We start from the raw sequence: 17,339 nt of genomic DNA, 5'->3' as shown, positions 1-17,339 counted from the left end.
CCGCGCGGCCTATGCACCGGCCATGCTGACTGACCTCTTCCTGCAAATGCCCGGGCACTACATCCGCCGTGCCCAGCAAGTGTCCTCCGCCTATTTTACCGAGGAGCTGGCCGATTCGGAGCTGACCTCAGTGCAGATGGTGGCCCTGGTCGCCATCGTCGATAGCCCCGGCATCGATGCGACAAGGCTTTCAGAAATCATAGATTTTGACCGCGCCACGATCGGCGGCGTGGTTGACCGGCTGGAGCGGAAGGGCCTGATCCAGCGAGTCGTGAACCCTGAGGACAAGCGCAGCAAGGTGATGCGCGCGACTCCGGCCGGCAAGGCCCTGCTCGACGTCAGCCTGCCCCGGGTACAGCGGGTGCAAGAGCGCATCCTGGCCCCGCTCAGCCCCGAAGATCGCGAGACTTTCCTGCGCTTGATCAAGACCGTGATCGGCCGCCAAACCGATTGACGGACATGCCGCGCAAGACGAATTGACTGTATGCATACTAAATTGCTAGGCGCCGCTCACTAGCAAACAAGCGCGAGAGGATGCGGGCATGTCTGACAATCTGGTCCTAATATCGGGCGGCGGCATCGGGGGCCTTTCCGCTGCGCTGGGGCTTGCCCAGCAAGGCATCCCTTCGATGGTCCTGGAACGCTCTCCGGTCCTGGGTGAAATCGGTGCCGGGATTCAGCTTGGCCCCAATGCCTTCCACGCCTTCGACTACCTGGGCATTGGCGAGGAAGCGCGCGCCGCTGCGGTCTATGTCGACAAGTTGCTGCTGATGGATGCCATCAGTGCCGAGGAGATCTGCTCGATCCCGCTCGACGCGCCGTTCCGCGAACGGTTCGGCAATCCCTATGCCGTAGTGCACCGCGGCGAATTGCACGGCGTCATGCTGCGCGGTTGCCAGAACAATCCGCTGATCGAACTGCGCACCAACAGCGAAGTCGTGTCCTATGCGCACACCGATGGCGGGGTAGAAGCCATCCTGGCTGACGGTTCGCACATTCATGGCCGCGCCCTGATCGGGGCGGACGGCCTGTGGTCCAAGGTACGCCAGCAGATGGTGGGCGACGGTATGCCCCGCGTGACCGGCCACACCACCTATCGCTCGGTCATTCCCTTTGACCAGATGCCGGAAGAGCTGCGCCTCAACGCCGCAACCCTGTGGGCCGGGCCGAAGTGCCACCTGGTGCACTATCCGCTCTCGGGCTGGAAGACCTTCAACCTGGTCGTCACCTATCACAACCATGCCCCTGAACCGGTCGCTGGCGTTCCGGTCAGCCACGAAGAAGTGATGCAGGGTTTCGAACACATCCACCCGCGCGCTCAGCAGATCATCAAGATCGGGCAGGACTGGAAGAAGTGGGTGCTGTGCGACCGCGAACCGATCATGAACTGGACCGACGGCAATGTCGCGCTGCTGGGCGATGCGGCTCACCCGATGATGCAGTACCTCGCCCAGGGTGCCTGCATGGCGATGGAGGATTCCGTGATCCTCTCGGTCGAATGCGGCAAGACGCCGGACGATCTGCCGGGCGCGCTGCGCCGCTATCAGGATCGCCGCCGCCTGCGCACCGCGCGCGTCCAGTTGCAGGCCCGCGAAGTGGGCAACCATATCTACCATCCGGACGGCGCTCACGCCGCGCTGCGCAACCAGATCATGCAGGCCAAGACGCCAGAGCAATGGTATGATGTGGTGGACTGGATGTACGCTGCGGAGGACGTGGTTGCAGCCACCTCGGCGGCCAAGCGGAGCACTGTCGATGCATGAGGATCACCCCCATCCGCCGCTGGCCAACGATCAGCGCGCGCAGCTGGAAACGCTCTATGACGAGATGCGGCCCCGGCACCTCTACCCCTTGTGGGAAGTGCTGAGCGCGCTCGTCACGCCAGAGCCGCAGACCCGCGCCGTGCCCGCCAAGTGGGCCTATGACGACGTGCGCGGCTATCTGCTGCGCGCGGGCGACTTGATCAGCGCCGAACAGGCCGAGCGCCGCGTGGTCATTCTGGAAAACCCCGGTCTTCCGGGCGAATCCGCGATCACGCCGCGCCTCTATGCGGGCCTGCAACTGGTCCTGCCGGGCGAGATCGCGCCCTGCCACCGTCACAGCCAGTCCGCGCTGCGCTTCATCATGGAGGGCGACGGGGCCTATACGGCGGTCGACGGCGAAAAGGCCTTCATGAAGCAGTTCGACCTGATCCTTACCCCCAACTGGCGGTGGCACGATCACGGCAATCCTTCGAACAACCCGATCATCTGGCTCGACGGGCTCGACATCCCCACGATCCGCGCGCTGGACGCCCAGTTTGCCGAGCGCCTTGACCAGCCGAGCCATCCGGAAACCGAACCGACAGGCAGCAACCGCGCCAAGTTCGGCCGGGGCCTGCGCCCGCTGAAAGCCGGCTCGGTCCGCGCCGAACAGCCGCGCGAACCGCTGTTCCACTATCCCTATGCGGAATGGTCCGCCTCGCTTGAAGCCCTGGCCGCCAGCGAAGCGCCCGATCCGCATATCGGACATGCGCTGGAGTTCCTGAACCCCAGCACGGGCGGCGCCGTGATGCCGACCATTTCGGCCCACGTCCGCCTGCTGCCCGCGGGCTTTGAAACCCGCACCCGCCGTTCCACCGAAAGCGCGGTCTTCACCGTGATCGAGGGGACCGGCGAAGTGGAAATCGGGGACCAGACCTATCAGCTTTCCCCGCGCGACATGGTCGTCGTCCCCACCTGGGCCGCGACCCGCTGGAAAGCGGAGAGCAAGCTGGTCCTGTTCGCCTACACCGACCGCGTGGTCCAGGAAAAACTCTGCCTTTATCGGGAGCTTTGTGAATGAAACTGCTGTTTGAACCGATCGCCCCTGTCATCGCTCCGACCACGACGGGCGAAGGCTTCCCCGTGCGCCGCATCTTCTGCATCGGCCGCAATTACGAGGAGCACGCCAAGGAAATGGGCATGCAGGCCGATCCCGAAGCACCCTTCTTCTTCACCAAGTGGGCCGAAACCGTCGTGAACGACGGTGCCACCATCGCCTATCCGCAGGGCACGTCGAACTTCCACTTCGAAGCCGAACTGGTGGTCGCGATCGACAAGCCCGGCCGCAACATCCCGCGCGAAGAGGCGCTGGATCACGTCTGGGGCTATGCCACCGGGCTCGACATGACCCGCCGCGACCTTCAGGCCGAAGCCCGGTCCAAGCAGCGTCCGTGGGATGCCGGCAAGAACGTCGAGCAATCCTCGCCGCTGGGCCTGCTGCACCCCAAGTCGGCGCTGGGCGATGCTACCAAGGGCGCGATTACCCTGACCGTCAACGGCGTCGAAAAGCAGCGCGGCGACCTGTCGCAGCTGATCACCCCGGTCGACAAGCTGATCGAATTCCTCTCCGGCCTGTACCAGCTGGAAGCGGGCGACCTGATCTATACCGGCACCCCCGCAGGCGTCGGCGCTGTCGTTCCGGGCGACGTGATGGTCGTGGAAATCGAAGGCCTGTCCTCGCTCACCATCACGGTCGGGCAGCCGGCGGAATGAGCGTTCACCTGCACGGCTTCTTCCGCTCCAGCGCATCGTGGCGAGTCCGCATTGCGCTGGCGCTGAAGGGGATCGGGTACGAGCAGACCGCCTACAAGTTGAGAGCCGGGGAGCAACGCAGCCCCGGCTTCCTCAAGCTCAATCCGCAAGGGCTGGTCCCCGCGCTTGAGATTGACGGCGTGGTCCTGACCCAGTCGCTGGCGATCATCGAATACCTGGAAGAGACCGTCCCGGAGCCGAACCTGCTGGGCAAGTCGGCGCTGGAACGCGCCCGCATCCGCGCCTTCGCCATGGCCATCGCTTGCGAGACGCACCCGCTGCAGAACCTGAAGGTGCTGAACAGCATCACGGAGCTGACCGGCAGCGAAGCGGCTTCGCAGGACTGGGCGCGGCAAGTGAACCACGAAGGCCTGGCCGCCTGTGCCGCGCTGCTGCCGCAGGGAAATTCGCCCTTCTGCTTTGGCGATACGCCCACCCTGGCCGACATCTGCCTGATCCCGCAAATGGCCAATGCCCGCCGCTTTGGCGTGGCGATCGAATGGGACCGGCTGGCCGTGATCGAAGCCAACTGCCTGGCCCACCCTGCCTTTGCGGAAACGGCCCCGGCCAAGCAGCCTGATTTTGTGGCTTAGAGTTCGCTAGTTCTCGGCGGGAGGCGGTGCCGATTGCATCGCCTCCCGCCAAACAGTCACTTCGCTGCCTGGCCGACCAGATCGAGCGCGATATCGACGATCATGTCTTCCTGACCGCCCACCATCTTGCGGCGGCCCACTTCGGCCAGGATCGTGCGGGTATCGACGCCGTAATCGGCAGCAGCCTTTTCAGCGTGACGCAGGAAGCTGGAATAGACCCCGGCATAACCCAGCGTCAGGGTTTCGCGGTCGACCCGGACCGGACGATCCTGCAACGGACGGACCAGTTCTTCAGCCGCGTCCATCAGCGCGAACAGGTCGCAGCCGTGGTTCCAGCCCATCCGGTCGGCCGCGGCAATGAACACTTCCAGAGGCGCATTGCCGGCGCCTGCACCCATTCCGGCCAGCGAGGCATCGACGCGCACCGCACCGTTCTGCACCGCGACGATCGAATTGGCGACGCCCAGGCTGAGGTTGTGATGCGCGTGAACGCCGCGCTGGGTTTCCGGCTTCAGCACCCGGTCATAGGCCTGCAGCCGCGCGGCATATTCGTCCATGTTCATCGCGCCGCCGCTGTCGGTGACATAGACGCACTGCGCGCCATAACTTTCCATCAGCTTGGCCTGCTGGGCCAATGCATCCGGCGTGGTCATGTGGCTCATCATCAGGAAGCCGGACACGTCCATGCCCAGACCGCGCGCCGCCTCGATGTGCTGCCTGGAAACGTCGGCCTCGGTGCAATGGGTGGCGATGCGGACCGAGCGGACACCCATTTCATAGGCGTGCTTCAGGTCATGGACCGTGCCGATCCCCGGCAAGAGCAGCGTGGTCAGGACTGAGTGTTCCAGCACTTCGGCCACGGCACCGATCCAGTCCCAATCGGTATAGGCGCCAAAGCCATAGTTGAAGCTGGAGCCTTGCAGGCCGTCGCCGTGGGCAACTTCGATTGCGTCAACCTTGGCCCGGTCAAGCGCGCGGGCAATGGCGCGGACATGGTCCAGACCATACTGGTGGCGGATCGCGTGCATCCCGTCACGCAGGGTGACGTCCTGAATGTAGAGCTTTTGCGTGGTCGGATCGAAAGTCATGCCGCTGCTCCTTCGTGCATGCGGTTGGCGATCTTCTCTGCCGTCTTGAGCGCGGCAGAGGTCATGATGTCGAGGTTGCCGGCATAGGCGGGAAGGTAATGGGCCGCGCCTTCCACTTCGAGGAAGACCGAAACCTTCAGGCCCGTGAACTCGCCGTCCATTTCGGGAATGCGCAGCGGCTGGTTCGAACCGATATGTTCGAACTGCACGGCCTGCTTCATGCGGTAACCGGGGACATAGCTTTGCACTTCGGCCACCATGTCTTCCACCGACTGGCGGATCGCGTCCTGATCGGCGTCATCGCACAGGCAGTAAACCGTATCGCGCATGATCAGCGGCGGTTCTGCTGGGTTGAGGATGATGATCGCCTTGCCGCGCGTCGCGCCGCCGACGTCCATGATCGCCTGGCTGGTGGTTTCGGTGAACTCGTCGATATTGGCGCGGGTGCCGGGACCGGCGCTCTTCGAAGCGATCGAGGCGACGATTTCGCCATAGTGGACCTTGGCCACCCGGTTCACCGCCGCAACGATGGGAATGGTCGCCTGGCCGCCGCAAGTGACCATGTTGACGTTCTTGGCATCAAGGCACTTGTCGCCATTGACCGGCGGGATGACATAGGGACCGATGGCTGCCGGGGTCAGGTCGACCATGCGCTTGCCCGCCGCCAGCACCAGTTCGCTGTTGCGCTTGTGCGCGCCGGCGCTGGTCGCGTCGAACACGATCTCGACCTCGGCAAATTCCGGCATCTTTAGAAGCCCGTCGATGCCTTCATGGGTGGTCGCAACGCCCATCCGCTTGGCGCGGGCAAGGCCGTCCGATTCCGGGTCGATCCCCACCATCACGCCCATTTCCAGCGCGTCGGAAAGGCGCATGATCTTGATCATCAGGTCGGTGCCGATATTGCCCGAACCGATGATCGCTACTTTGGTCTTGGCATTTGGGGTCTTGGCCATGCTCAGGCTCCCTTGAATGAGAAGGAACAGGTGCCGATGCCCGCAACGTCGGCGCGCACCTCGTCACCTGCGGTCAGCACCACCATCGGGCCGAGCGCTCCGGCCAGCAGAATGTCGCCAGCCTTCAACGGATCACCGCCAGCCGCCAGCGTGCGGGCCAGCCATGCCGCAGCATTGAGCGGATTGCCCAGCGCGGCCGAGCCGATCCCGGTCGAGGCGACGTTACCATTGACCGTCATGGTCATAGCTGCGCCTTCCAGATCGAGCCCCGCCAGCGGCAGGCCCTGATCGGACAGGACGAAGAAGGCCGAAGAGCCATTGTCGGCCACGGTATCGGCAAAGGTGATTTTCCAGTCGGCAATGCGGCTGTCGACGATTTCGATCGCGGCATGGACCGAGGCAACGGCGGCGGCGACCTGCTCAGCGGTGGTATCCGTTGCGGGCAGGTCCGCGCCGAGAACGAAAGCGATTTCCGCTTCGGCCTTGGCCTGGATACAGCGGGCCGGATCAAGGTTGCCGCCATCGGCAATCCGCATATCGTCAAACAGCACGCCAAAGTCGGGCTGATCGACGCCAAGCTGCTTTTGCACGGCTTCGGCAGTCAGGCCCGCCTTGCGCCCCACGATGCGGCGGCCCTGGGCCTGCCAGTAACGGGTGTTGATCGCCTGCACGGCATAGGCCCCCGCGGCGTCGGTCGGCTCCAGCCAGTCGCGCAGCGGCGGCAGGACCTGGCCGGAATAGGCTTCGCGCAGCATGGCCGCGACCTGTTCGAATTCGTTGCTCACTTCAGGCTCTCCCTTCGCAGGGTGCAGATATGGACAAAAACCGGCCTTGCGGCGAGTCCGGCCCTCGCCTATTTCTCACGATATGAGACATGGAACGCCCATTATCAGCGCCTTGGGCCGCAGCCTTGCCATGCTGGAAGCCGTGCTGGCCGACCGCGAAGGGCGCAGCATCGATGCGCTTTCGCGGCAACTGGGCCTGCCCCGCGCCACCGCGCACCGGCAGATCCACAGCCTGATGCACGAAGGCTACCTGGTCCGGTTGCGATCCGGCCAACTGGCCGCCGGGCCGCGCCTGATGAACCTGCTGCAACTGGTCGACAACAAGCAGCTGATCGTGGCTGCCGCCGCTCCGGTCCTGCACCGGCTGGCGGCGCGGGTTGGCAGCGTCGTCCAGCTGGGCACGCTGGAAAACGACATGGTGACTTACCGGATCAAGACCGGCGTCGGCGCGGGCGAACTGTTCACCAAGGTTGGCCTGCAGCTTGAGGCCTATTGCACCGGCATCGGCAAGGTGCTGCTCGCCCACCTGCCCAAGGCCCACCGCGAGGCCTATCTGGCCAATGGCCCTTTCCCGGCCCTGACGGAACATACCATCACCAGCCCGCAGCAGCTGCGCAGCGAGCTCGACGAAATCCATCAGCGCGGCTTTGGAATGGATTCGGAAGAGATTGCACCGGGCCTGTTCTGCTTGGCCGTGCCGGTGCGCGGACCGGACCAGAGCGTTTCAGCGGCAATATCGGTTTCCCGCCTGCTGGCCAATTCGGCAGCCGGAAAAAACCAGGCCTTGCTGGAACTTATGCAGGAAGCCGCGCGGGAGATCGAACAGAACCTCGCCTCTGCTGCGTAAAGCCGAACCCCACCAACGATTGCTGCCCGCGCCGTCGAATACGCTTTTGGACAGGTGAGGCTCGCCAAGCGTTATTGAACGTCACCTGCGGCGTGCGGCTATCGAAGATTGCTTCGAATTGATCAGGGTCTGGGCCCGCTTCGCAGCCAGCCGGTGACTGAATATCGGCGGCGCGGCGCAAAAGGAGCGACCATGGTCACGCTGTGCAGTTGCGGCACGGCGAACAGATTGATTGCGTTGAAACAGGGCACCATGACTTCGGCCCTTCCTGATCCACGCTCGTGAAATGCCAACAATCCGCCCCAGTCAAATGACCAATCCTGACTGAGGTTGAACACAAAGGCGGCACGGCGATTTTTACCCGTCACTGCATCGTCGTGTGCCGTCAGGAAATGTCCCGGCCCATAGGCGGTCCCTTGCGCATCGGCGAAGCTGATCGAGTCATCGCCCACCACAGTCTTCAGAAACGCCAGGGCACTGGGTGATGACAGAAATTGGGCAAATTCGTCCAATAGCGTTCCGCTTTCGGCCCGTTCGGACTGCGCATCGGCAACCCTGATCGTCTCGTAGCAATACTGAAAGCCATAGCGCGCCTCTGCATAGGCTGCTTGCTCCAGTTGGCTGCGTTGTTCCGGCGTAAGCGCGGCCTGCGTTTCGCGGTCCAGTTCAAAGACTTTGGAACCCGAATTCAGGACCAGGTGCCATGCGGTGGAATTCTTCAGGAATTGCAGCAGCCGCTCGGCGTCGTCCAAGACCAGGAAGTCGGGGATATGAATGCGGCCCCTGGTCTGAAAATCGGCATGCAGCCGGTTGGCATCAAGCCGAGGATTTATGCGGAAAAGCGCCATGGCGCTGTGGTTACGGCACCCTGCCCGTCTAGTCAAAACGCGCTGTCGTTCCGCAGGCGGACAATCTGGTGTGGAACTTTCGACCAGGGGGCTTGCGGAAATTCGGAGCGGAATCATAACCGGTTCTGCGGGGACCTTACGGCACAGGCTTGCTGAAGCGATGGCGAGGTCAGTGCCGATAGGAGTCAAAGCTTGAGGACGCTGTTCGAGATCAATCCGGATTTGGATCGGCCAGCCCTGGCTCGGCGGTTTGCCGATTGTGGCAGGGTCCAGGTGCGCGACGTCCTTACCGCAGAGGCGGCGGTGGAACTTGCCGGGTTGCTGCGCAGTCACACCGCGTGGAGCATGGCCATCCACAGCACGGTTGATGGTACTGCACAGCCGAAAAGCTTTCCTAATCAGGAACTGCGGAACCCCAGTGGTATCGAAGCGGTCAACCGGGCGGCTGCATCGGCCGAGGCACTATCCGCCCGAGGGGAATACGCCTTTCGCTATGCGCATTATCCGATCGTCGATGCACTGAACGGCAAATGGGACCCGGACGGACCTTACGAGATCTTGCTGGAACACCTCAATGCCCCGGCTTTCCTCGACCTGGCGCGAGATGTTTCGGGAATTGGCGAACTCGTTCGCGCTGATGCACAAGCGACGCTATTTGCTCCGAACCATTACCTCGGGCTGCACTCGGACAGCCACGTCGCGCAAGGTTGGCGGGTGGCCTATGTGTTGAACCTGGCACCATCCGACTGGAGCCCCGATTGGGGAGGATACCTCCTGTTCCTCGATGAGCACGGCGACGTGGTGGAGGGCTTTCGCCCGCGCTTCAATGCCCTGAACATGTTCCTGGTCCCGCAAGACCACCTGGTCAGCTATGTTACGCCGTTTGCTCCTGCCTCGCGCTTTGCGATTACGGGGTGGCTTTCGGATCGATGACCGATACCGGTGCTCTCGTCCGCGAAGCCATGGCTCTTGCCAATGCAGGAGAGGACCAGGCTGCGCAGGAGCGGTTTTCGGCAGCACTCGCCAGGTTCCCCAATGATGCGCGCGTCGCCAACAGTGCGGGCAATTTTCATGCACGGGCACGCCGAAACGAAACCGCGCTTGTACACTTTCTTCGTGCGCTGGAGCTTGAACCAAACTTTACCGAAGCGACTGCAAATGCGGGGATCGTATATCTCCGGTTGAACCAGCCGGAGAAATTGCTGCAACTTTTTACCTCCCGCCTGGAAACTGGTCACTGGACCGCACAGCTCTGGGCACTGCGTGCCGATGCCGAACGCCTGAGCAATGCGTTGGACTGCGCCAGCACGAGTTATGCCGAGGCCCTGAAGCTTGATCCGGCCAACAAGCGGGCCTTAATCGGTCGCGCCCGCTTGTCCCTGGAACGAGGCGAAACCCGCGCCATCGCGGATTTCCAGCAGTGCTTGACGCAGAGCCCGGGCGATCCGGAGATCTTTTGCGATTATGTAGAGGCACTGGCGGCAAACGACCTGCTGGATGAAGCACGGCAGTCAGCGGCGGCGCTTGTTTCCCAGCTACCGGCCTGGCCACGCGGACACCTGCTGTTCGCAGAGCTGGCATGGGCTGCAGGCGAACGGGAACAATTTGACCGCGAGCTTTGTCGTGCAGTGGAATCAGCCCCATCGCCGGAACTATATCTGGCCTGGGGTAGTTTGCTGGCCGGTGCTGGCCAACACGGGCGCGCGGCAGAAATCCTCGACAAAGCCCTGTCCAATTGGCCGAATAACCAGGACCTCGCCCTTAATTGTGCGATTTGCCTGGGGGAGGCGGGTGACACGCAAAGAGCGGCGTCACTTTACAAAATGTTCGATACTGCGGCATCGCTGGACTGGTCGGTGGCTTATGCCCGCCACCTTATCCAGTTGGGCGCTTTTGAAGAGGCAGAGTGCCTGCTGGGCGACATCATACAGGCGAATGACAACCCGGTGGAAGCCTGGGCTTTGATCGACATTTGCTGGCGCACGATGAACGACCCGCGCCACGCCTGGCTCCATGGTCAAGCGGGTCTGGTTCAGGCCGTTCCGCTCAACATCGCCCGGTCGCAACTGGATGCAATTGCCGAGCTCCTTTTGCATTTGCACCAGCGCTCGTACGAGCCTTTCAGTCAGTCGATCAGAGGTGGGTCACAGACCAAAGGCGCATTGCTGAACCGGGTGGAACCTGAGCTGAAAGCTCTCAGGAACGCTCTACAGGAAGCCCTGCAAACCTATCGGGCAGGCTTGCCCGAACGGGATGACCGCCATCCGCTTTTGTCCAGGCGCGACAGCGCTTGGGATATTTCTGGCAGTTGGTCGATCCTGATGAACGGGATCGGACAGCATGTGAGCCACGTTCACCCGCAAGGCTTGTTGTCTTCGGCCTGCTACATCATCCTTCCGGACGGCATAGGGACAAAGAGCCAAGGGGGGCTGTTGGAACTGGGCCGCCCGCCTTCACAGCTCGCGCCGCAGCTTGATCCGTTGACGACAATATGCCCGGCTGTCGGGCATTGCGCCCTTTTCCCCAGCACCTTGTTTCACGGAACGCAGCCCATTTCTGGCGGAAGACGGATGAGTGTTGCGTTCGATGTAACAGCCGCTGCCGTCTAGCCTGGTGAACCCGCCGAGACGCAAAAAAGGCGGCGGACCGGAAGTCCGCCGCCCAGGATTTGCTTAGTTTAAGACTTAGAACTTCACGCGAGCCGAGACGAAGAAGTCGCGGCTGAGAACGTCGTAGAAGCTCGGCAAGGTGTTGGCCTGCTCAGCAGCAGAACCGAGGACCGGAGGCTTCTTGTCAAACAGGTTGTTGACGCCTGCGTTGATGGAAATGGACTCGGTCAGGTCATAGCCAAGGCTAAGATCGATGTAGTTGGTTGCACCAACGTACGGACGCGGCAGCAGGGCCGGATTGGTTCCGATACGCTCAACGCCGTTGAACACGTTCTGGATGCGGCTGTCCTGGGTCTTGCCTTCATAGCGCCAGCGCACCGACACCGTTGCCGGACCCTGGTCATAGGTCACGCGAACATTGTGACGATACTTCGGCTGACCGTGGGTACCTTCCACGATGTTCTCGCGCTGCGGGATCGAAGCGATCGGGGTGCTGCGATACTTGTCCAGCCAGGTAGCAAGGTAGAAGAACCCTACCTTGCCGCCCAGGAACGGCGTCGAGTAGTCGACCTGGAAGTCGATACCGCTGGTCTCGAGCTTGCCGACGTTGGCCGAGAGGAACTGCGGGTTGCGTCCGCCTGACGTTTCACCCAGCGCGCCGTTGGATGCATTGCGCTTTCCGACGAAGACCTGGCAGATCGGGTTGTTGAGGTCCTGGATGGTGTTGAAGCACAGCGAAAGCGCCGAGCTGAGGCCACCGGCCAGAACGCCGATCGTGTTGTTCACCGTGATGTTGAAATAGTCAGCGATGATGTTCAGGCGCGGCACGAAGACCGGGCTGAACACGACCCCTGCGGTGAAGGTATCCGAGGTTTCTTCTTCAACGTTGCGGTTGCCGCCAAAGTCCGCCTGGATCTGCGAGTTCGGCTGCACCGCGCGGGTGAAGACGGTTGAGGCGGGGACCCCCGAAGCAATACAGAAGGCCTCTAGTGCAGCTGTGCGCGATGCGGCGGTGCCACGGTCAGAGCAGGGATCGGTCGCGCCCGGGAAGCCCGTGCTGTTACCGCCGAACAGGTCCTGGACGTTGGGAGCGCGAACGGCACGCGAGTACTGACCACGCAGGGTCAGGCCGCGAACCGGTTCCAGCTCTGCACCACCAGTATAGGTCCAGCTGCCGCCGACTGCGCTGAGCGAATAGTCGGAATAACGGGCTGCACCGTTCAGGTCGAGGCGGCGAACGATACCATCCTCGATGATCGGCAAGCGAAGTTCTGCGAACAGTTCCTTCACATCATACGAACCCGAGGTAGGCTGACCGGCGTTGAAGCCAAGCACGTCGCCCGAGGCCAGGAACTGGTCCGGAATGTAGCGCGACGCCATCTTGCGGTATTCACCGCCGAAGGCGAAGCCGACATCTTCACCGCCCATACCGAAGTTGAACAGCGAACCCGAGATCGAAGCCACGGCATTGGTGAGTTCCGACTGTTCCAGGTTGGTCGAGTTAACCTGGACGTACTTCACTGCGGCTGCGCTGGCGAGATTGCTGCCGAACACGTTGATCGGAACGCAGCCAGCGGAACGAGCCGAAGCGTCCTTGCACTGCAGCGTGGTGGTGCTGCCCGGTGCGAATTCGACCGTCAACGCATTGATGTAACGGCTGCGCGAGACGTTGCCCTGCTGGATCTGCGTGTTGCTGGTCCGGGCGTACGAATAGTACAGGTCGTACTTGATCTTGTCGGTCAGATCACCGCGGAAACCACCCAGGACGCGGAACGCCTGGCGGGTTGCTTCCTGATTGCGCGAACCGGCGGAAAGGAAGCGGTAGGAGACCGAGGTGTTGGCATAGCCGTCACCGCGGGTCGCAGCCGCTTCAGCCGCGTCATTTGCCAGAAGCAGGGCGCGGGTCTGGTCGTTGAAGAACGGGCTGTTGATGAACAGCGGTGCGGTCACGCCGGTCGGGGTCGGGGCCAGTTCCTGAGCGACCCGGTTGTTGACGAAGCTCAGTTCGGTGTAGAATTCAACGCCGTCAGTGATCTCGTAATTGCCGTAGGCACCGAGCAGGTAACGCTCCTGCGGAAGCTGCAGGTAATTGGCCGGGGCGAAATTATAAAGATCGGCCGGATCCTGGAACAGACGCGAACCACCGCCGCTCGGATCGAAAATATAGGTGCTGGTGCCGGAACCGAAGGTTCCGATCGGACCAGTGGCAGAGCCCTGCGGAACAAAGCCGACCTCGCCGCCGCGGGTGCCGCAAGTGGCTACCGTGATGCCCGACGGGTAAGGCGTGCCGATCGAGGTCGTGCTGTTCGTGCTGCCCGGGACGATGCAGCCATCGCCAGCTGCAGTAGCGGAGAATGCACGGGCGCCCTGGAACACCGGCTTGCGCTTGGTGTAGTTGGCATAGACCGTCACATTGCCACGACCGTCATCGAGACTTGCGCCCACGGCAACGTTGGCGGAGTACCGTTCACCGTCTTCGCGACTGGTCAGCGCATAGCTACCGCCGGCTTCGAGGCCCTTCACGTCACGCAGGCGGAAGTTGACGACCCCCGCGACGGCGTCCGAGCCGTAAACGGCCGATGCACCGCCGGTCACGACGTCGACGTTGGACAGCAGGAATTGCGGAATGGTGTTAAGGTCGACCGTCTGGTTGGTATCATAGAACATCCAGCGACGGCCATTGACCAGCACCAGGGTACGGGTCGAACCCAGGTTACGCAGGTTCAGTGTCACCGCACCGCTGCCCGGGTTGTTCGAGAAGCCCGTGGTACCCGGCAGAACCTGCGGCAGGGTGTTGATGACCTGCTCGACATTGACTGCGCCGGTGAGCTTGAACTCTTCTGCCGAGACAACTGCGACCGGGCTGGTCGAAGTCAGGTCGACGCGCTGAATGCGCGAACCGGTGACAACGATCGCCTCCGCTTCCTCGTTCGCAGGCGCAGCCGTTTGGGCCGAGGCGGACGACGAGATCATGGCAAATGCCATGATTCCCGATGCCGCACCTGCCTTGAGCAGGCCCAGATTGCGAGATTTTACCATAAATCAAAACTCCCCGTTTTCTTGTGATGAGATTTGCACTTGCGCCAGCCCGTGAATTCCCAGGCTATTCAAACGCGTAGGCAATTAACCCCCACCTCAATTTACATTCGGGTAAGCAGGATGGCACTGCTAATAAGAGCCATTATGAACTGTATCCGCCCCCCTTGCGACGCATTTAACCCAACGAATTAGTTCCAAATTGAGATCAAATTGCTGACTTGGGTGATATCAAATGCATCGGAATAGAGAGCTGATCTCGCGCAGGACTGCAATGCGCGCCAATGATACTATCATTTAAATGCGAAGTACATTTGTCGGTAAGGTCGGACTATGGGAGAGATAAGCTTGAAGCGACGCCGGTTCCCTCCGGATGTGATCCGATATGGCAAGTAATCAATGCGGACTTTTGCCTCATCTTGACCTTGCCTTTGGGCCGGAACAGAGGATTCGTTCCGGCCCGGGCCCCGTGTCATCAGAACGAGAACTTGATAGTCCCGCCCCAGGTCCGCTGATCGCCCGCCGTGCCGGCGATCAGGCCGACGTTGCCGGGTGCCACTTGCAGCAGTTCGATATACTGCGTGTCGAAGGCATTGCGGACCCAGCCGAAGATATCGAAACCATCGCCGCGGAAACCGGCGCGCAGGTTGGTCAGCGCGTAGCCTTCAACCTTGGTGTAGATCGACGGTGAGGCGTTCGAGTTCCAATCCGAGCGGTAGTTGCCATCCACGCCGAAATAGACCTGGCCCTCCTTGCCCAGCAGGTTGGCGGGAACATTGTATTCCGCGCCGTAGGAGAAGGCATATTTGGATACGCCCGGCAGGGCCTGGCCCGAAATGTCGCACTGGCGCGGGCTGAGCGCGCCGGGAACGCCGGCGTTGGAGTAGTCCGCCGCCTGCCCGGCTGGCTGCAACGTACCGCCGGAAAGCTCGGGCGGGCACGGCGCATTGGTGAACTTCACGTAACTAGCATCGGTGTAGGCCGCATTGGCATAGGCGGTGAAGCGGTCGCTGGTGCGGATCTTGAAATCGGCCTCGATCCCGGCGGAGCGGACCTTTTCCGCATTGGCCAGGTACCCGCGCACCGTGCCGAACTGGCCGCCGTTCACCGTCGCCTGGAAGTCCTTGATCTCGGTCAGGAAGGCGCTGAGGTTGAAGGTCGCGCGGCGATCCCAGAACTGGGTCTTGAAGCCGGCTTCAAAGTGGTTGACCGATTCCGGCTTCACCGTGCTGGCCGACAAATCGGGAACATTGGCCGTGGTCAGCGGCAGGCCGTTCTGGTTGATCCCCAGCGTCTTGAAGCTCTTGGCATAGGTGGCATAGGCCAGGACGTCAGGGGCCAGCTTGTAGTTGACGTTCAGGTCATAGCTGACGTTCCACTTGCTGGCCGAAGGAGAGGTTTCCTGCGGCTGATAGACCCCGCACTGGGCGGCAAGCGCGGTGCCGCTCGCAGGCGCAGGGGTGCAGCTGATCACCGTGCCCGCCCCCGTCGTCACCACGCGCTGGTAATAGCCTTCCTTCTTGTCATAGTTTAGGCGCAGGCCGGGCTGGATCGTCAGGGCATCGGTCAGCTTGTAGCTGACCTGGCCATAGAGCGCGGCACTATCGCTTTTGAGGTACTGCGTGTTGTTGGCGGTCAGGCCCGACAGGACGCTGGGATCGGCCGCGAGGGCACCGCTCAGGCTCCAGCGGCTGGCATCAGAGCCTTGCCGTTCCAGCCCCTGCGTATCGATCCGCTGCTTGAAGCCGAACAGGCCGACGACGAAGTCCAGCTTGTCACTTTCGTAGTTGTAGCGGAATTCCTGGCTGTACTGGTCCTGCTGCGACGGGTTGTTCGAAGCGGCGACGATCGACAGGCCAGAAAAATCGCGGTCGTTCTGCGGCTTCCAGTCCCAGAAGCGCCAGGCCGTGATCGCGGTCAGCGTGCCGGAGCCAAGGTTCCATTTCACCCGCGCCGAAGCGCCGCCGATGATGTTGCCGGCCTGAAGCGGCGCATCGATATCGGTCAGGCGGTCATAGACGTTGCGGCTGGGCACGGCGTAGTTCCGCCCCGGAGTGGCGGCATTGATTGCCGCAACCAGCGCTTCGTACTGGCGGTTCAGTGCCCGCTGGGTCGTGCCGAGGCGAACGAAGGAGGTGCCGCAGCAATAGGCATCCTGCTTGCTGTAGTCGCCCGACAGCGTGATGCTCAGGTCATCATTCGGCTTGAACAGCAATTGCCCGCGCAGGCCGATATTGTCTTGCTCGTTGATCCAGCGCTTGGTCGTGACGTTGTAGATCGTGCCGCGGCGGCTGGTCGAGGAGATCGCCAGCCGCGCCGCGACCGTGTCCGACAAGGGGCCGGAGACGGCGGCTTTCGCCTGCTTGTAGTCCAGGTTGCCCAGGGTCACTTCGGCGCGCCCTTCAAAATCGAAGGTCGGCTGGTTGGTCGTGATGTTGATCGCGCCCGCCGTGGTGTTCTTGCCGTAGAGCGTGCCCTGCGGACCGCGCAACACTTCGACCTGCGCCACGTCAAGGAAATCGAAGGTGGCTGCGGCCACGCGCGAATTGTAGACGTCGTCGACATAGATGCCGACACCCTGTTCGAACCCGTCGCTGGTGAGGCCGAAGGGCACGCCAAGGCCGCGGATATTGACCGAGGTGTTGCGCGGGTTCGAAGTATAGACCTGCAATGTCGGTGCGAGCTGCGGCAGCTTGGTGACGTTGAAGTTACCGGTCGATTCAATCGAGTCCGCCTTGATCACCGAAATCGCCAGCGGCACTGCCTGCGCCGTTTCCTGGCGGCGGCGGGCCGTGACGATGATCACGTCGCCCCGGCTGAAATCCTCATCCTGCGTCTGGGCCTGTGCCTGTTCCGGAGCGGATTCGGGAGCAATCTCCGCAGCCTGCGCCGGGGCGGAAAGAACGGCGATGCCAGCCACGCCGGCAAGGAGAGCCTTATGATACGTCATGATATGTGTCCCTGTATCTGGTTCAGGAACCCTCCGGTGGTCCGGTCAGATTCTCGTTGTTCTTGAATTGGTTGAG

The 17,339-nt window shown here is 62.2% G+C and carries 14 protein-coding genes; 8 read left to right on the top strand and 6 right to left on the bottom strand.

The window, feature by feature from the left end:
• Window positions 1-22 precede the first annotated feature (22 nt).
• From ACQKOE_RS15630 to maiA, 5 genes are all read left to right on the top strand, one after another.
• Window positions 23-454, top strand: a complete 432-nt coding sequence (locus tag ACQKOE_RS15630; protein WP_427513638.1) for a MarR family winged helix-turn-helix transcriptional regulator — start codon at window positions 23-25, stop codon at window positions 452-454.
• Window positions 455-542: 88 nt separating this feature from the next.
• A complete protein-coding gene (locus tag ACQKOE_RS15625; RefSeq protein WP_427513637.1) occupies window positions 543-1,763 on the top strand; it encodes a 3-hydroxybenzoate 6-monooxygenase in 1,221 nt (406 codons plus the stop codon).
• On the top strand, window positions 1,756-2,823 hold the full coding sequence (gene gtdA / locus ACQKOE_RS15620; protein WP_427513636.1) for a gentisate 1,2-dioxygenase: 1,068 nt from the start codon (window positions 1,756-1,758) through the stop codon (window positions 2,821-2,823). The genes ACQKOE_RS15625 and gtdA overlap by 8 nt, the downstream gene beginning before the upstream one ends.
• Entirely contained in the window at window positions 2,820-3,515 is a 696-nt protein-coding gene (locus ACQKOE_RS15615; protein ID WP_427513635.1) for a fumarylacetoacetate hydrolase family protein, read from the top strand. The genes gtdA and ACQKOE_RS15615 overlap by 4 nt, the downstream gene beginning before the upstream one ends.
• A complete protein-coding gene (gene maiA, locus ACQKOE_RS15610) occupies window positions 3,512-4,147 on the top strand; it encodes a maleylacetoacetate isomerase (RefSeq protein WP_427513634.1) in 636 nt (211 codons plus the stop codon). The genes ACQKOE_RS15615 and maiA overlap by 4 nt, the downstream gene beginning before the upstream one ends.
• A gap of 56 nt (window positions 4,148-4,203) precedes the next feature.
• Here maiA and dmpG read toward each other — a convergent pair whose 3' ends face one another.
• The 3 genes from dmpG to ACQKOE_RS15595 are packed head-to-tail and all read right to left on the bottom strand — an operon-like array spanning window position 4,204 to window position 6,943.
• Complete coding sequence (dmpG, locus tag ACQKOE_RS15605; protein WP_427513633.1) at window positions 4,204-5,235, bottom strand: 4-hydroxy-2-oxovalerate aldolase; 1,032 nt, start codon at window positions 5,233-5,235, stop codon at window positions 4,204-4,206.
• Window positions 5,232-6,188 carry an acetaldehyde dehydrogenase (acetylating) gene (locus ACQKOE_RS15600; protein WP_427513632.1) on the bottom strand — a complete coding sequence of 319 codons (957 nt, stop codon included), beginning with the start codon at window positions 6,186-6,188 and terminating at the stop codon, window positions 5,232-5,234. Before ACQKOE_RS15600 ends, dmpG begins: the two co-directional genes overlap by 4 nt.
• 2 nt (window positions 6,189-6,190) lie before the next feature.
• Window positions 6,191-6,943 (bottom strand): 2-keto-4-pentenoate hydratase, encoded by a 753-nt coding sequence (locus tag ACQKOE_RS15595; protein ID WP_427513670.1) that lies wholly within the window; start codon window positions 6,941-6,943, stop codon window positions 6,191-6,193.
• A gap of 112 nt (window positions 6,944-7,055) precedes the next feature.
• Between ACQKOE_RS15595 and ACQKOE_RS15590 the strand changes: the two genes are divergently transcribed.
• Window positions 7,056-7,820 carry an IclR family transcriptional regulator gene (locus ACQKOE_RS15590; protein WP_427513631.1) on the top strand — a complete coding sequence of 255 codons (765 nt, stop codon included), beginning with the start codon at window positions 7,056-7,058 and terminating at the stop codon, window positions 7,818-7,820.
• 122 nt (window positions 7,821-7,942) lie between these two features.
• Here the strand turns inward: ACQKOE_RS15590 and ACQKOE_RS15585 are convergent, their stop codons facing one another.
• Window positions 7,943-8,668 (bottom strand): 2OG-Fe(II) oxygenase, encoded by a 726-nt coding sequence (locus ACQKOE_RS15585; RefSeq protein ID WP_427513630.1) that lies wholly within the window; start codon window positions 8,666-8,668, stop codon window positions 7,943-7,945.
• A 192-nt stretch (window positions 8,669-8,860) separates the two neighbouring features.
• Here ACQKOE_RS15585 and ACQKOE_RS15580 point away from each other — a divergent pair, with 192 nt between their 5' ends.
• The gene (locus tag ACQKOE_RS15580) at window positions 8,861-9,601 is read left to right on the top strand and encodes a 2OG-Fe(II) oxygenase (RefSeq protein WP_427513629.1); all 741 of its coding nucleotides are present in this window, start codon (window positions 8,861-8,863) and stop codon (window positions 9,599-9,601) included.
• On the top strand, window positions 9,598-11,277 hold the full coding sequence (locus tag ACQKOE_RS15575; RefSeq protein ID WP_427513628.1) for a tetratricopeptide repeat protein: 1,680 nt from the start codon (window positions 9,598-9,600) through the stop codon (window positions 11,275-11,277). The genes ACQKOE_RS15580 and ACQKOE_RS15575 overlap by 4 nt, the downstream gene beginning before the upstream one ends.
• 75 nt (window positions 11,278-11,352) lie before the next feature.
• Here ACQKOE_RS15575 and ACQKOE_RS15570 read toward each other — a convergent pair whose 3' ends face one another.
• On the bottom strand, window positions 11,353-14,316 hold the full coding sequence (locus ACQKOE_RS15570) for a TonB-dependent receptor domain-containing protein (protein ID WP_427513627.1): 2,964 nt from the start codon (window positions 14,314-14,316) through the stop codon (window positions 11,353-11,355).
• A gap of 472 nt (window positions 14,317-14,788) precedes the next feature.
• A complete protein-coding gene (locus ACQKOE_RS15565; RefSeq protein ID WP_427513626.1) occupies window positions 14,789-17,263 on the bottom strand; it encodes a TonB-dependent receptor in 2,475 nt (824 codons plus the stop codon).
• Between the last annotated feature and the right edge of the window lie 76 nt (window positions 17,264-17,339).

The organism is Novosphingobium sp. NPDC080210, from assembly GCF_050281025.1.
Classification (GTDB): Bacteria; Pseudomonadota; Alphaproteobacteria; order Sphingomonadales; family Sphingomonadaceae; genus Novosphingobium.
The sequence above is the reverse complement of the archived record's forward strand: the minus strand, read 5'-3'. Positions and strand labels throughout refer to the sequence as shown.